The sequence below is a fragment of the Streptomyces sparsogenes subsp. cuspidosporus genome (assembly GCF_039532705.1).
Taxonomy (GTDB): Bacteria; Actinomycetota; Actinomycetes; order Streptomycetales; family Streptomycetaceae; genus Streptomyces; species Streptomyces sparsogenes.
Genome location: NZ_BAAASD010000014.1, coordinates 169,524 through 184,023, shown reverse-complemented (window position 1 = coordinate 184,023; position 14,500 = coordinate 169,524). Strand labels below are relative to the sequence as shown.

14 protein-coding genes are annotated in these 14,500 nt (G+C 70.4%); 1 reads left to right on the top strand and 13 read right to left on the bottom strand.

Translation table 11 applies throughout. The annotated features are described in order from the left end of the window. Nucleotides 1-118: 118 nt before the first annotated feature. From ABFY07_RS19135 to ABFY07_RS19105, 7 genes are all read right to left on the bottom strand, one after another. Complete coding sequence (locus ABFY07_RS19135; protein ID WP_065968347.1) at nucleotides 119-385, bottom strand: hypothetical protein; 267 nt, start codon at nucleotides 383-385, stop codon at nucleotides 119-121. Continuing rightward, complete coding sequence (locus ABFY07_RS19130) at nucleotides 375-1,334, bottom strand: helix-turn-helix transcriptional regulator (RefSeq protein WP_346175641.1); 960 nt, start codon at nucleotides 1,332-1,334, stop codon at nucleotides 375-377. The genes ABFY07_RS19135 and ABFY07_RS19130 overlap by 11 nt, the downstream gene beginning before the upstream one ends. Nucleotides 1,335-1,353: 19 nt before the next feature. Beyond that, a complete protein-coding gene (locus ABFY07_RS19125; protein WP_346175640.1) occupies nucleotides 1,354-2,331 on the bottom strand; it encodes a helix-turn-helix transcriptional regulator in 978 nt (325 codons plus the stop codon). A 165-nt stretch (nucleotides 2,332-2,496) separates the two neighbouring features. Continuing rightward, on the bottom strand, nucleotides 2,497-2,871 hold the full coding sequence (locus ABFY07_RS19120; RefSeq protein ID WP_346175639.1) for an FKBP-type peptidyl-prolyl cis-trans isomerase: 375 nt from the start codon (nucleotides 2,869-2,871) through the stop codon (nucleotides 2,497-2,499). A gap of 55 nt (nucleotides 2,872-2,926) precedes the next feature. Continuing rightward, nucleotides 2,927-3,907 carry an FKBP-type peptidyl-prolyl cis-trans isomerase gene (locus ABFY07_RS19115; protein WP_346175638.1) on the bottom strand — a complete coding sequence of 327 codons (981 nt, stop codon included), beginning with the start codon at nucleotides 3,905-3,907 and terminating at the stop codon, nucleotides 2,927-2,929. A 120-nt stretch (nucleotides 3,908-4,027) separates the two neighbouring features. After that, on the bottom strand, nucleotides 4,028-5,389 hold the full coding sequence (pafA, locus tag ABFY07_RS19110) for a Pup--protein ligase (protein WP_065968324.1): 1,362 nt from the start codon (nucleotides 5,387-5,389) through the stop codon (nucleotides 4,028-4,030). 9 nt (nucleotides 5,390-5,398) lie between these two features. Beyond that, nucleotides 5,399-6,658: an MFS transporter gene (locus tag ABFY07_RS19105; protein ID WP_346175637.1), complete on the bottom strand. Its 1,260-nt coding sequence runs from the start codon at nucleotides 6,656-6,658 to the stop codon at nucleotides 5,399-5,401. A gap of 224 nt (nucleotides 6,659-6,882) precedes the next feature. Here ABFY07_RS19105 and ABFY07_RS19100 point away from each other — a divergent pair, with 224 nt between their 5' ends. Continuing rightward, complete coding sequence (locus tag ABFY07_RS19100) at nucleotides 6,883-7,908, top strand: LacI family DNA-binding transcriptional regulator (protein WP_346175636.1); 1,026 nt, start codon at nucleotides 6,883-6,885, stop codon at nucleotides 7,906-7,908. A 226-nt stretch (nucleotides 7,909-8,134) separates the two neighbouring features. Here ABFY07_RS19100 and prcA read toward each other — a convergent pair whose 3' ends face one another. The 6 genes from prcA to arc all read right to left on the bottom strand — a co-directional run bounded on the left by prcA (nucleotide 8,135) and on the right by arc (nucleotide 14,335). Then, nucleotides 8,135-8,908: a proteasome subunit alpha gene (prcA, locus tag ABFY07_RS19095; protein ID WP_346175635.1), complete on the bottom strand. Its 774-nt coding sequence runs from the start codon at nucleotides 8,906-8,908 to the stop codon at nucleotides 8,135-8,137. A gap of 53 nt (nucleotides 8,909-8,961) precedes the next feature. After that, nucleotides 8,962-9,807: a proteasome subunit beta gene (gene prcB / locus ABFY07_RS19090; protein ID WP_346175634.1), complete on the bottom strand. Its 846-nt coding sequence runs from the start codon at nucleotides 9,805-9,807 to the stop codon at nucleotides 8,962-8,964. After that, nucleotides 9,759-10,202: an endonuclease VII domain-containing protein gene (locus ABFY07_RS19085; protein ID WP_346175633.1), complete on the bottom strand. Its 444-nt coding sequence runs from the start codon at nucleotides 10,200-10,202 to the stop codon at nucleotides 9,759-9,761. Before ABFY07_RS19085 ends, prcB begins: the two co-directional genes overlap by 49 nt. Nucleotides 10,203-10,395: 193 nt before the next feature. After that, on the bottom strand, nucleotides 10,396-10,614 hold the full coding sequence (locus ABFY07_RS19080) for a ubiquitin-like protein Pup (protein WP_065968320.1): 219 nt from the start codon (nucleotides 10,612-10,614) through the stop codon (nucleotides 10,396-10,398). A 134-nt stretch (nucleotides 10,615-10,748) separates the two neighbouring features. Then, on the bottom strand, nucleotides 10,749-12,260 hold the full coding sequence (gene dop / locus ABFY07_RS19075) for a depupylase/deamidase Dop (protein ID WP_076971107.1): 1,512 nt from the start codon (nucleotides 12,258-12,260) through the stop codon (nucleotides 10,749-10,751). Between the two features lie 308 nt (nucleotides 12,261-12,568). After that, entirely contained in the window at nucleotides 12,569-14,335 is a 1,767-nt protein-coding gene (gene arc, locus ABFY07_RS19070) for a proteasome ATPase (protein WP_346175632.1), read from the bottom strand. Nucleotides 14,336-14,500 lie beyond the last annotated feature (165 nt).

The following is a 14,500-nucleotide window of genomic DNA, read 5'->3' as shown; positions in this document are numbered from 1 at the left end:
GGCCCGAGCCTATCGGGGAGGCCGGACCCCGCCCGGCGGCGGGACCACCGGGCCCGCCGTCCGGTCCCGGCGCGCCGTGACCGGCCCGGGCGTGCCGTGACCGGTCCGGCGGGGGACCTCAGACCTCGCTGTGCAGCCGCAGGGTGCTCACGCCACCGCCGGTGAGCAGCTCCACGATCCGCTCCCCCGCCGGTTTCCGCACCGCCGACCCGCAGTCCGGGCAGGTGAAGGAGTAGAACGTGGTGCGGTCGCTCCCCCCGATCGCCAGCCGCAGGGCGGTGGCGGCCAGCTCGAACCTGCCGCGGCAGTCCGGGCAGGCCGCCTTGAAGATCACCGAGGCGGGATTCCCCCCAGCGGTCACTGTGCGTGTCCCTTCACTCACCATAGGCCGCGAGCGCCCGCTGCGCCGCGTCCCGCGCGCTGTCCGCCAGCCCCCGGGGCGAGACGATCCTGCCGTCCCTGCCCAGCCGCAGCGCCAGCCGGCGCAGCGAGCCGGGATCGGGGGTGCGCAGCGTGATCCTGAGCCCGCCGTCGGGCAGCTCCTCCGCGCTGTCGTGCGGGTAGTACTCGGCGACCCAGCGCCCGCCGGGGCCGACCTCGACCACCACCTCCGGGTCCTCGGCACCGGTCTGCACCAGCCCGGCCGACAGGTCCGACAGGTCGCGCAGCTCGATCGGCGGCGGGTCGGCGGGCGCGTCGAGCAGCTTGATCTCGGCGACCCGGTCCAGCCGGAAGGTGCGCCGCGCCTCGGAGAGCCGGCACCACGCCTCCATGTAGGTGTGGCCGACGGCGAACAGCCGGATCGGGTCCACCTCGCGCTCGGTGAGCTCGTCCCGCGCGGGCGAGTAGTAGCGCAGCCACAGGCGGCGGCGCTCGGCGATGGCCCGGTCGACATCGGCGAACACCCCGCCCTCGGCCTCGAAGGTGACCGACAGCCGGGAGCTGGCCCCGGCCGCCTCACCCGCGGCGGCCTCCAGCTTGGCGGTGGCCCGCAGCAGCGCGTCCCGGTCGCCCTCGCGCAGCCCCGGGAGGGTGGCGACGGCGCGCGCGGCGACCAGCAGCGCGGTGGCCTCGTCGGCGGCCAGCCGCAGCGGCTCCGCGACATCGTCGGGGTTGTGCCACCAGATGCGCTCACCGTCGGTGTCGATGTCCAGCAGGTCGCCGCCGCGGAAACTGGTGCCGCACAGCGGCAGCACATCCAGGTCGGAGATCAGCTCGTCCTCGCTGATGCCGAAGGCGCGGGCGACGTCGGCGACGCGGGCGCCCGGGCGCTCACGCAGATACGTCACCAGGGACAGCATCCGGCGGGTCTGGTCAATGGCGTTTCCGGCCATCAGAAGTCGCTTCTCCCCCTCAGCCCTTGGCCACGGCGCGCAGCCGGTCCACGACATCGGCCCGCAGCTCGTCGGGCGCCAGCACCACCACGTCCGGGCCGAACTCCACCAGCCAGGCGTCGAGCCCATGCCCGTACGGGATCTCAAGCTCGTCCCAGCCGTCGCCCAGCGGGCGGGTGTGCAGCGCCCTGGCCCGCAGCGGGTAGCCGTGACCGGAACGCAGCCTGATCCGGGCGGTACTGGTGGCGGTCTCCCCCGACCACCGCTCCACCGTCTCGCGCACGGTGACGTGGTCGGGCACCTCGGCGGTGTAGGCGCCGGCCCGCAGGCGCACCCTGCCGGTGATCCGCGAGAGCCGGAAGACCCGCTCCGCCGCCCGCTCGCGGTCCCACCCGGCCAGATACCAGTGGCCGCGCCAGCACTCCAGCGTCCACGGCTCGACATGGCGCTGCTCGGGCTGCGCGGCGTTGGACTTGCGGTAGTCGAACATGACGGGTCGGCGGTCGCGGCAGGCGAGCATCAGCGGCTCGAAGGCCGCCTCGTGGACCGGGATCCGCGGCTCCAGGGCGCCGGCCGGCTGGGTGTCGTACGGGTCCTCGGCCAGCGGCATCCCGGCGGCGCGCAGCTTCTGCAGGGCACCGCTGGCGGCGCCCGCGAGCCGGGCCTGCTGCCACACCTTCGCGGCCAGGCCGAGCGCCGCGGCCTCCTCGGCGTCCAGGGTGATCGGCGGCAGGCGGTTGCTGTCGCGGCGGGCGAGATAGCCGATCTCGCCGTCCACGCTCTCGACGGTCTCGATGATCAGACCCAGTTCGCGCAGGTCGTCCTTGTCCCGCTCGAACATCCGGTTGAACGCCTCGTCGCCCCCGCCGGAGCCGGTGGCCGCCGCCTCGATGTACGCCTCTATGGACTCCCGCAACTCACGCTTGGTCAACGGGCGCCGGGTCCCCAGCAGGCACAGCGCCAGATTCATCAGCCGCTCGGCCTTGGCAATCGCCATCGACGCCCTTTCTTCTTGACCTTCCGACCGTGACCGTACCGCTACCGGGACGCGGGACAAAAGCCGAGGGCCCCTGCCGGACGGCAGGGGCCCTCGACGGGCGCTTCGGCCGGGCCTCGGGGCTCGCCCTCAGGGCTCACCCGTCGGCCGTCCGGGCGATCGGCGTCAGGCGGCGACCAGGTCGCACACGAAGATCAGCGTCTCCCCCGGCTTGATCCGGCCACCGCCGGCACCCCGGTCGCCGTAGGCCAGGTGCGGCGGGATGATCAGCTGGCGGCGACCGCCGACCTTCATGCCCTGCACCCCCTGGTCCCAACCGGAGATGACCTGACCGGCGCCGAGCTGGAACTGCAGCGGAGTACCGCGGTTCCAGCTCGCGTCGAACTCCTCGCCGGTGCTGAAGGCGACGCCGACGTAGTGGACGGATACGGTGGCCCCGGCCTTGGCGACCGGACCGTCGCCCTCCCAGATGTCCTTGATCTCCAGGTCCGCCGGCGGCTCGCCGCCCGGGAAGTCGACCTCGGGCTTGTCGATGCTCACGAAAACTGCTCCTCTTGCGTGGTGGGCAACCCGCCCAGTCTTACAGAACCGCGTCTTACAGAACCGCCAGGATGTCGACCGAGAAGACCAGGGTCGAGTTGGCCGGGATGCCCTGCTGGGCCTGCTTCCCGTAGCCGAGGTCCGGCGGGATGACGACCAGCACCCGGCTGCCGGCCTTCTTGCCGGTGAGCCCCTGCGACCAGCCCTTGACCACCTGCTGCAGCGAGAACTGCGCGAGCTGGCCCTTCTTGTAGGTGGAGTCGAACTCCTTGCCGCCGTCCCACAGCACGCCCTTGTACTGGACCAGCACGCTGTCGGTGGCCTTCACCTTCGGCCCGTCGCCCTCGATGACATACGCCGAGACCAGCTTCTTGGGCGCGGACTTCTCGGGGACCTCGATGGTCGGCGCCTTGCCGTCCGTGTTCGTGCCGACCTTGGGCAGAGCGATGTCGGTCTGCGCCACCGTGCGGCCCTTGGCCGAACTCTTGCCGTTGAAGGTGTCCACGATGTCGACGACGAACACCAGGGTGTCGGTGCCCTTGATCCCGGCCTGGGGCTGACCCTGGGCGCCGTATCCCTCGGACGGCGGGACGGCCAGCTCCACCCGGCTGCCCACCCGCTTGCCCACCAGCCCCTTGTCCCAGCCCGGAATGACCTGGCCGACACCGATCTGGAAGAGGGCCGGCTTCCCCCGGTCGTAGGAGTTGTCGAAGACCTTGGCGGTGTTCCAGATCTGGCCGAGATAGTGCACCTGGAGGTAATCCCCCTTGGCCACCTCGGCCCCGTCACCCTTGATGACCGTCTCGACCTGGAGCGACGAACGCGGCTGCCCGCCGCCCTTGGCGACCTTCGGCTTCTGACCGAACTCCTTGCCGCCGGTAATGGGCGGCACCGGCTCCTTGGCGGGCTTCGGGCTGCCGCTCTTCTCCGAAGGCGAGGCCTTGGACGACTTGTCGGATCCTGCTTTCTCACTGCCGCAGCCCGCGGCGGTCAGCAGACCGGCGGGCACGGCAAGAAGTACGGAGCGTCGGCGCACGAAAGTCCTCGTCGGGTAGATCCTGCGGGGGCAACGCGCGCCACTCTACGACGTGCCAGGGGCCCCGCACGCGAAACGTACGGGGCCCCGCGCCGGACATGCGCCGTCCGGGCGCCCGGGTCACATCCCGGCGATGAGCTTCTCCACCCGGTCGTCCACCGAGCGGAACGGGTCCTTGCACAGCACCGTGCGCTGCGCCTGGTCATTCAGTTTCAGATGCACCCAGTCGACGGTGAAGTCGCGGCGCTGTTCCTGCGCGCGGCGGATGAAATCGCCGCGCAGCCGGGCACGGGTGGTCTGCGGGGGCACCGACTTGCCTTCGAAAATCTTCAAGTCGTTGCACACCCGCGCGGCCTGACCGCGCTTCTCCAGGAGGTAGTACAACCCCCGGCGGCGGTGGATGTCGTGGTAGGCGAGGTCTATCTGGGCGATCCGCGGATGCGACATGGTGATGTTGTTCTTGGCGCGATACCGCTCGATCAGCTTGTATTTCATCACCCAGTCGATCTCGGTGCCGATCCGGTCCAGCTCTTCGGTGCGGATGGCGTCCAGGGTGCGGCCCCACAGTTCGAGCACGCGCTCGACCGTGCCGGTGCGGATTCCGCGGCGCTCGCAGAAGTCCAGCGCCTTTTCGTAGTACTCCTGCTGGACTTCCAGCGCCGAGGCCTCGCGCCCGCTGGCCAGGCGCACCTTGCGCTGTCCGGTGATGTCGTGGCTGACCTCCCGGATGGCCCGGATCGGGTTCTCCAGGGTCAGGTCGCGCATCACCGTGCCCGCCTCGATCATGCGCAGCACCAGGTCGGTGGCGCCGACCTTGAGCAGCATGGTCGTCTCGGACATGTTGGAGTCACCCACGATGACGTGCAGCCGGCGGTAGCGCTCGGCGTCGGCGTGCGGCTCGTCGCGGGTGTTGATGATCGGCCGGGAACGGGTCGTCGCGGAGCTGACCCCCTCCCAGATGTGCTCGGCGCGCTGGCTGACGCAGTAGACCGCGCCGCGCGGCGTCTGCAGCACCTTGCCGGCGCCGCACAGCAGCTGCCGGGTCACCAGGAAGGGGATGAGGATGTCGGCGAGACGGGAGAACTCGCCGTGCCGGGCCACCAGATAGTTCTCGTGGCAGCCGTAGGAGTTCCCCGCCGAGTCGGTGTTGTTCTTGAAGAGATAGACGTCGCCCGCGATTCCCTCCTCGTGCAGGCGGCGCTCGGCGTCCACGAGCAGACCTTCGAGAATGCGCTCGCCTGCCTTGTCGTGGGTGACCAGCTCGGTCACGTTGTCGCACTCGGGGGTTGCGTATTCCGGGTGCGAGCCCACGTCGAGATAGAGGCGGGCGCCGTTGCGCAGGAAGACATTGCTGCTGCGGCCCCAGGAGACGACACGGCGGAAGAGGTAGCGCGCCACTTCGTCAGGAGACAACCGGCGCTGTCCCCTGAATGTGCACGTGACGCCGTACTCGTTCTCCAGCCCGAAAATGCGGCGGTCCATGCCTGAACATTACGCCTGATGGCCTGCTCTGAAACCGGGTTCGACGGCACGGTTGCGATCATTTTCCGCCTGAGGTTCACCCGCCGTCACGCCTCGCGCACCGTCGAGGAACCGCGAGGTGGCCAGGAGAACGGCCAGCGCCACCGCCCCGGCCGCCCCGGGAACGGCGAAACCCGCCGCGACTCCGCCGTGCTCCATCACCGGCCCGGCGGCCGCCGTCCCCACCGAGTTGCCGACCACGAAGGTGGTCACCAGCCAGGAGAACGCCTCGGTGACCGTGCCGCGCGGGGCGTGTCGGTCGACGACCACGAAGACGCAGGCCAGCGCGGGGGCCAGGAAGACGCCCGACAGGCCGGCGAGCGCGGTCATCGGAACCACCCCGGGCACCAGGACCAGCGGCAGATAGCCGAGCGTCAGGGCCGCCACCAGGACCCGCAGCCGCCGCTCCGGCGCGCCGGCCCAGGGCCGCGCCCCGTACGCGAGGCCGCCCACCAGCGCGCCGACGCCCAGCGCGGAGAGCAGATAGCTCGACACCATGCCGCCGCCGTGCTCGTCCGCGTACCCCACGGCCGCCACGCCGATCGAGCCCAGGGCGACCCCGACGAAGAAGAACGTGCCGAGGAGCACCCGCAGGCCGGACGAGCGCAGCGCGCCCAGCCAGTGCGCCTCGCGCGGCGCCGAGCGCCACCGCCTGGAAGGCGGCGAGAGGACGACCGACAGGGCGCCCACCACCCCGATCGCGTTGATCACCAGCAGCGCGGCCGCCTCGGACCACAGGGCGACCAGGGCGGTGACCAGCAGCGGCCCCACGGAGAAGATCACCTCCTGCGCGACGGCGTCCAGGGCGTAGGCCGCGTGCACCCACTCCTCGCGGCCGAGCACCCCCGGCCACAGCGCCCGCAGCCCGCCCTCCAGGGGCGGGGTGAACAGGCCCGCGGCGAGCATCGCGGCATACGCGACGGGCAGCGGGTCGAGCCCGACCACGGCGAACAGGACCATCGCGAGGGCGGACAGCACGGCCGCCGGGAGCATCACCCGCGGCTGGCCGTAGTGGTCCACGGCCCGGCCGAGCAGCGGCTGGCCGACCGCGTTGCCCACCCCGTAGACGGCGGACAGCGCGCCGGCCAGCGCGTAGCTGCCGCCCTCGGCACGGGTGAAGAGCACGACGGCCAGCGCGGCGGTGGCGTTCGGCAGCCGGCCCACGAGAGTCCCGATGAGCAGACGGGCCGCGTGCTCGCAGCGCAGCAGTTCCCTGTAACCGGCCGCCATCGCCCGCCCCCTCGCTTCCGGTTCTTCCCTCGGGCGTGTCCTGGCGTGCCCGCCCCAGGTTTTACGTATAACTACCGCCGTTATACGTATCATGGCTGCCGACCTCGGTCCACCCGCATGGGCGACCGTGACGAACGGAGGCGATGGTGGCGAGCGTTCAGGGGGACCACGCGCCCGGCGCGCGCGCCGGAGGCGGCCCCCGCGCGCGGGCGACCAGCCGGGACGTGGCACGCCACGTCGGCGTGTCGCAGGCCACCGTCTCCCTGGTCCTCGGCGACAAATGGGCCGGACGCGTCTCCGAACGCACCGCCGAGGCCGTACGCACCGCCGCCCGCGAACTCGGCTACCGGCCCAACCTCGCGGCGCGCAGCCTCCGCCTCGGCCGGACCAGGACCGCGCTGCTCGTCGTACCCGCACTCACCACCGAGTTCTTCGCCCGCGTCTACACCGGCGCGGCCCGGGTGGCCGCCGAGGGCGGCTTCGGCGTGGTGCTCTACCCCTCCCCGGAAGGCGTGGGCCCGGCCCGCGACCCCTTCGACTCGGCCCGCGCCTCCCTCGACGGCGTGATCGCCTCCTCCATGGCCGCCGACGCCCTCGCCGCGATGCGCGGCGGGGGGCTCCCCCTGGTCATGCTCGACAGCTCACCCGACGAGGCCGCTTCGGCCGCCGCGGCGGCCACCGTCAACCTCGACATCGCCGACGGCATGCGGCAGACCGCCGAACACCTCCTCGCCCTCGGACACCGCCGCATCGCCCACCTCGCGGCGGCCGTGGACACCTGGACCTTCCGCGAACGCGCCGCCGCCCTGGCGGCGGCCGTGGCCGCCGTCCCCGGCGCCTCCGCCCACACCGAGGCGGCCCCCCTGACCGTCGACGAAGGCCGCCGGGCGGCCGAACGGGCCCTCACCCGCCCCGGCCCCCGCCCCACCGCGCTCGTGTGCGACGACGACATCCTGGCCGCCGGAGCCTGCAAGGCCGCCCGCCGGCTCGGGCTCCGGGTACCGGACGACATCTCCGTCACCGGCTTCGACGACCTCGCGCTGGCCACCGCCGTCGACCCCGAGCTGACCACGGTCCGACTGCCGGCGGAAGCCGTCGGCGCGGCCGGAATGCGGGCCCTGATGGCCGTCCTGGCCGGCGAACCGGCACGCGACACCACCCTCCCGGTGCGGCTCGTCCCCCGGGACTCCAGCGCCCCGCCCCCACGCGAGGCCCGTCCTCCACGCGACACCCCGTCCGGCGGACACTGACGCGCCCTGACGCGCCGCCGCTGCCGTACGCCCCGCCGCGCGCATCCCCGCACGGCGGCCACCCCCGCCCCGGTCGGCACGCGGCTCCGTCCCGCCGAGGGCCTCCGCCCCCGCCCCGGCCGCCCATGGCCCTCCACGGGTGTGTCCCCCTCCGCCGACGCGAGGCGGACACGCCGCGGCGCGCCCCGGCTGGGCCGGGACGCGCCGCGTGAACGGGATGGCGGGATTACTCCTCGGTGTCGGAGGACTCCTCGGCCGGGGGCTCCCCCTCGTCGGCGGAGTCGGCCGCGGCCGCGGCGCCCTCCGAGTCCAGGAGCCGGGCCAGCTGGCGGCCCAGGACCCGCTTGAACTTCCGCTGCTGCGGTCGCGTCCGGTCCAGCACCGCGACCTCGAGCTGCTCGGCGGTGAGGCTGCGCTCGCCGCCGTTGTTGTCCCGGGCGAGGGACTCGACGGCCAGCTTGAGCGCCTCGGCCAGGGTCAGGCCCTCCCGGTGGCGCTGGTCCAGGTAGCTGCTGATCTGGTCGGCGTTGCCACCCACCGCGACCGAGCCGTGCTCGTCCACGATGGAGCCGTCGTGCGGCAACCGGTAGATCTGGTCGTCCTCGGGGCCGTCCCCGACCTCGGCGACGATCAGCTCGACCTCATAGGGCTTCTCCGCGGCGCTGGAGAAGATGGTGCCGAGCGTCTGGGCGTAGACATTGGCAAGGCCGCGGGCGGTCACGTCGTCGCGGTCGTAGGTGTAGCCACGCAGGTCGGCGTAGCGGACACCGCCGATGCGCAGGTTCTCGAACTCGTTGTACTTGCCGACCGCCGCGAAGGCGATCCGGTCGTAGATCTCGCTGACCTTGTGCAGGGCGCGGGACGGGTTCTCCGCGACGAACAGGATGCCGTCGGCATACTGCAGCACGACCACGCTGCGGCCGCGCGCGATGCCCTTGCGGGCATATTCGGCGCGGTCGGCCATGGCCTGCTGTGGCGATACATAGAACGGCGTCGTCACCGGCTATCCGTCCCTTTCTGTGATGGCGAATGCATTCCGGGTCACCCGTCCCCTCAGAGCAGCGGGGCCCGGGGGCCGTCCGGCTGTTCGAGCCGCCGCTCGTGGATGGTGCGGGCGATCTCGGACACCTCCGCCTCGGTGAGCCGCTTGAAGCCGTCCTCGTTGATCACCGTGACGATGGGGTAGATCCGCCGGCCGAGGTCGGGGCCGCCGGTCGCGGAGTCCTCGTCGGCGGCGTCATAGAGCGACTGGACGACGGCGGTGGTGGTCTCGGATTCGGTCAGGTCCTCGCGGTACAGCTTCTTGAGCGCGCCACGGGCGAACAGCGAGCCGGAGCCGGTGGCGGCGAAGCCGTGCTCCTCGGAGCGCCCGCCGGTCACGTCGTAGGAGAAGATGCGGCCCTTCTCCCGGTCGACGTCCCAGCCCGCGAAGATCGGGACGACGGCCAGGCCCTGCATGGCCATGCCCAGATTGCCGCGGATCATGGTCGACAGCCGGTTGGCCTTGCCCTCCAGGGAGAGGACGGTGCCTTCGACCTTCTCGAAGTGCTCCAGCTCCAGCTGGAAGAGCTTGACCATCTCCACGGCGAAACCGAGCGTGCCCGCGATGCCGACCGCCGAGTACTCGTCGGCCGGGAACACCTTCTCCACGTCGCGCTGGGAGATGAGGTTGCCCATCGTCGCGCGGCGGTCACCGGCGAGCACGACCCCGCCGGGGAAGGTCGCCGCGACGATGGTGGTGCCGTGGGGGGCCTCGACCGCGCCCTGCACGGCGGGGAGCGGGCGGTTTCCGGGGAGCAGCTCGGGCTGGTGCGCGCCGAGGAAGTCCATGAAGGACGAGGAGCCAGGCGTCAGGAAGGCAGCTGGTAGACGCCCGGTGTTACGAGTGTTGGCTTCCACACGATTCCTTCCAGGTAGGCGACAGCCCGACGACCGACGTCGGGGTCATCTCCCAACTTGCCGATGGCCGAGTTGCAGTTAAAGCACAGTACGCCACGGACCTTACCCGTCTTGTGGCAGTGATCCACATGTGCGGCCGGGGCGGCAAGGCATATACAGCAGACGCCTTGCTGCTCGGCGACCAGCGCGTCCAAGTCCGCTGGCGTGAGGCCGTACCGGCGCTTCAGATGTCCTACCCGGTTGTCGACCGCACGACAGGCTTTGCACCGTGACGCCAAGCCATCAGGGGAAGACTCCTTGCGATGCCATTCGGAGTGCGGCTTCACCTCTCCGCATCCATGGCAGTACTTGTGATCCTCTTGGACCGCCCCAGAGGTCGGGAACGTTCTTCCCATAGCCTCCTGACGCCGCCTATCGGACTCGGCAGCACAGTCACGGCAGCGGTGCTGTAGGCCGTCAAGGTTGCTCCGCTTCAGCGCGAACGCCGCGCGCAGCTTGACATCGCCACACCGCGCACAGCGTTTCGCACCCTGGCCAGATTCCACCAACTCACCCCCCACCAACCTTCGATTCGAAGGCGAAAGCGGCCTACTGGCCACCCTTCTGAACGAAGGACCTCACGAAGTCCTCGGCGTTGGCCTCGAGTACGTCGTCGATCTCGTCCAGAACGTCGTCCACGTCGTCCGAGAGCTTCTCGTGCCGCTCCTTGAGGTCTTCCGCCGCCTGCGCGTCCTGCGCCTGCTCCTCGACCTCCTCGGTCGAGCGCGACGCCTTCTGCTGTCCGCCGCCGGTGTCCTTGGTCGCCATGTCCCTCACCCCGCTCTGTTCGCCCCAGCTCGAATGGATCGGTCGATCAGACCCTACAAGCCGGGTCCGACATCGGCCTCCCGCTCGGTACAACGCACGGAGGCCATCTCGATGATTCCCGGTTGAAGAGCATTTCAGCCCCCCGAGAGCACCCGGACCAGGTCTTCGGCCGTGCGGCAGCGGTCCAGGAGCTCCTTGACGTGGTTCCTGGTGCCCCGCAGCGGCTCCAGGGTGGGGACGCGCTGCAGGGAGTCCCGGCCCGGCAGGTCGAAGATGACCGAGTCCCAGGAGGCCGCGGCCACGTCGTCGGCGTACTGCTCCAGGCAGCGGCCGCGGAAGTAGGCCCTGGTGTCCTCCGGGGGCTTGCTCCGGGCCCGGGACACCTCGTCCTCGTCCAGCAGCCGCTTCATCTTGCCGCGGGCCACCAGACGGTTGTACAGCCCCTTCTCGGGGCGCACGTCCGCGTACTGCAGGTCCACCAGGTGCAGCCGGGCCGCGTCCCACTCCAGGCCGTCACGGCGCCGGTAGCCCTCCATGAGCTCGCGCTTGGCCACCCAGTCCAGCTCGCCGGAGAGGCTCATCGGATCCCGCTCCAGGCGGTTCAGGACGTCCTCCCAACGGGTGAGCACATCCCGGGTCTGCTCGTCGGCGTCCGCGCCGAAGCGGTCCTCGACGTATTTGCGGGCCAGCTCGAAGTACTCCATCTGGAGCTGGACCGCGGTGAGCGTCCGGCCGCTGCGCAGCGTGATCAGGCGGCGCAGCGTCGGGTCGTGGGAGACCTGGTGGAGGGTGCGGACCGGCTGGTCCACGGCGAGGTCCACGGCGATGAAGCCGTCCTCGATCATGGACAGGACCAGGGAGGTGGTGCCGAGCTTGAGGTAGGTCGAGATCTCGGAGAGGTTGGCGTCTCCGATGATCACGTGCAGCCGGCGGTATTTCTCGGCGTCGGCGTGGGGCTCGTCGCGGGTGTTGATGATGGGGCGCTTGAGGGTGGTCTCCAGGCCCACCTCGACCTCGAAGTAGTCGGCGCGCTGGCTGATCTGGAAGCCGTGTTCGTGGCCGTCCTGGCCCAGGCCCACCCGGCCGGCGCCGGTGACGACCTGGCGCGAGACGAAGAAGGGGGTCAGGTGGCGCACGATGTCCGAGAAGGCGGTCTCCCGCTTCATCAGGTAGTTCTCGTGGGTGCCGTAGGAGGCGCCCTTGTTGTCGGTGTTGTTCTTGTAGAGGTGGATCGGCTGGGCTCCGGGGAGCTGGCCGGCGCGCAGGGCGGCCTCGGCCATGATGCGCTCGCCCGCCTTGTCCCAGAGGACCGCGTCCCGGGGGTTGGTCACCTCGGGGGCGGAGTATTCGGGGTGTGCGTGGTCGACGTAGAGCCGCGCGCCGTTGGTGAGGATCACGTTGGCCAGGCCGATGTCCTCGTCGGTGAGCTGGCTGGCGTCCGCGGACTCGCGCGCGAGGTCGAAGCCGCGGGCGTCCCGCAGTGGGTTCTCCTCCTCGAAGTCCCAGCGGGCGCGGCGCGCCCGGTGCATCGCCGCCGCGTAGGCGTTGACGACCTGGGATGAGGTGAGCATGGCATTGGCGTTCGGGTGACCCGGGACGGAGATCCCGTACTCCGTCTCGATCCCCATTACTCGCCGTACGGTCATGCGGCCCTCCTTGCCCGGCGCCGCCCCTGGGCGGGGTCGGCGCTCAAGTACCGCTGTGCTTCCGGTCCGTGCGCGGCCCCCGATCCCCCGCACCGCGATGCCGCGGTACCGAAGAGCCTAGAGCCGCTTCGCGGCGCTGAGGCGATCATTTCAGTCATTGCTCGGGTCCGGCTCCTAGGTGGCCGCTCGCTGTGTCGGCTGGTCCGGAGTGGACTTCTTCCGGATCGGCGAATCGGCGGTTCGGCGGTCGGAAAAGCGCATCCGGCTGCGGATGCCCCGTCCAGGACATCCGCAGCCGGACAGCGGTGTTACAGGTACTGACCGGTGTTCGCCACCGTGTCGATGGAGCGTCCCGTGTCCGCGCCCTGCTTTCCGGTGACGAGGGTGCGGATGTAGACGATCCGCTCGCCCTTCTTGCCGGAGATCCGGGCCCAGTCGTCGGGGTTCGTGGTGTTCGGCAGGTCCTCGTTCTCCTTGAACTCGTCCACGCAGGCGGCGAGCAGGTGGGAGACGCGGAGGCCCTTCTGGTTGTGGTCCAGGAAGTCCTTGATGGCCATCTTCTTGGCCCGGTCCACGATGTTCTGGATCATGGCGCCGGAGTTGAAGTCCTTGAAGTAGAGGACTTCCTTGTCGCCGTTGGCGTAGGTGACCTCCAGGAAGCGGTTCTCCTCGGACTCGGTGTACATCTGCTCGACGACCGACTGGATCATGCCTCCGACCGCGGCCTTGGGGGACCCGCCGTGCTCGGCGAGGTCGTCCGCGTGGATCGGCAGGGTCTCGGTCAGGTACTTCGAGAAGATGTCCTTGGCGGCCTCGGCGTCCGGACGCTCGATCTTGATCTTCACGTCGAGTCGGCCGGGGCGCAGGATCGCCGGGTCGATCATGTCCTCGCGGTTGGAGGCGCCGATGACGATCACATTTTCCAGGCCCTCGACACCGTCGATCTCGGACAGCAGCTGGGGGACGATGGTGTTCTCCACGTCCGAGCTGACGCCGGAGCCGCGGGTCCGGAAGAGGGAGTCCATCTCGTCGAAGAAGACGATGACGGGGGTGCCCTCGCTGGCCTTCTCCCGTGCCCGCTGGAAGACCAGCCGGATGTGCCGCTCCGTCTCGCCGACGTACTTGTTGAGCAGCTCGGGGCCCTTGATGTTGAGGAAGAAGCTCTTCCCGGCGGGCTTCCCGGTCACCTCGGCGACCTTCTTGGCAAGGGAGTTGGCCACGGCCTTGGCGATCAGCGTCTTGCCGCAGCCGGGCGGGCCGTACAGCAGCACACCCTTGGGCGGCCGCAGTTCGTGCTCCTTGAACAGGTCGGGGTAGAGGTACGGGAGCTCGACCGCGTCCCTGATCAGCTCGATCTGGTTGCCCAGGCCGCCGATCTTGGTGTAGTCGATGTCCGGGACCTCTTCGAGGACGAGCTCTTCGACCTCGCTCTTGGGTACGACCTCGTAGACGTAGCCGGAGCGGGGCTCGAGCAGCAGGGCGTCACCGGGGCGGATGGTGGTGTCCAGCAGCGGCTCGGCGAGCCGCACCACGCGCTCCTCGTCGGTGTGCCCGATCACCAGGGCTCGCTCGCCGTCCTCAAGGACCTCCTTGAGGGTGACGATGTCCCCGGCGCGCTCGAACTCCATGGCTTCGACCACGTTGAGCGCCTCGTTGAGCATGACCTCCTGGCCACGCTTGAGGTCCTCGACCTCGACGCTCGGGCTGACGTTCACCCGGAGTTTCCGGCCTCCGGTGAAGATGTCGGCCGTGCCGTCCTCGTTCGCCTGCAGAAACACCCCGAAGCCGGCCGGCGGCTGCGCGAGCCGGTCGACCTCCTCCTTGAGGGCCACGATCTGGTCGCGGGCCTCACGGAGCGTGTTGGCGAGCCGCTCGTTCTGCGCGGACACGCCCGCCAGGTTGGTCTGCAGCTCGACGATCCGCTCTTCGAGAATCCTCGTGTGCCGCGGAGAGTCGGCGAGCTTGCGTCGCAGGACGGCGATTTCCTGCTCGAGATAGGCAACCTGGCCGGCTGGGTCGTCAGACCCCCGCCCCGGCCGGATGCCGCGGTTGATGTCGTCGTCGTGGGCTGCCACGGTCCTCACCTCCTCCAAGGGGAGCTGGACGCTTCCTGACCCTACCTGGGCCGGTGCGGGTTGAAACCCCTAGATCACAAACCCGGTCGGCGTGTGTCCGATCTTCACCCTTGCGCACTCCCTCACGCCAGGTGAATACCCACCCAACAACATCGGAAAGCGACC

Excerpts from the sequence above, each read along its gene's own strand:
- ABFY07_RS19135 (WP_065968347.1), bottom strand. The coding sequence starts at position 385 with ATGGTGAGTGAAGGGACACGCACAGTGACCGCTGGGGGGAATCCCGCC.
- ABFY07_RS19130 (WP_346175641.1), bottom strand. The coding sequence starts at position 1,334 with ATGGCCGGAAACGCCATTGACCAGACCCGCCGGATGCTGTCCCTGGTG.
- ABFY07_RS19125 (WP_346175640.1), bottom strand. The coding sequence starts at position 2,331 with ATGGCGATTGCCAAGGCCGAGCGGCTGATGAATCTGGCGCTGTGCCTG.
- pafA (WP_065968324.1), bottom strand. The coding sequence starts at position 5,389 with ATGGACCGCCGCATTTTCGGGCTGGAGAACGAGTACGGCGTCACGTGC.
- ABFY07_RS19105 (WP_346175637.1), bottom strand. The coding sequence starts at position 6,658 with ATGGCGGCCGGTTACAGGGAACTGCTGCGCTGCGAGCACGCGGCCCGT.
- ABFY07_RS19085 (WP_346175633.1), bottom strand. The coding sequence starts at position 10,202 with ATGGGAAGAACGTTCCCGACCTCTGGGGCGGTCCAAGAGGATCACAAG.
- ABFY07_RS19080 (WP_065968320.1), bottom strand. The coding sequence starts at position 10,614 with ATGGCGACCAAGGACACCGGCGGCGGACAGCAGAAGGCGTCGCGCTCG.
- dop (WP_076971107.1), bottom strand. The coding sequence starts at position 12,260 with ATGACCGTACGGCGAGTAATGGGGATCGAGACGGAGTACGGGATCTCC.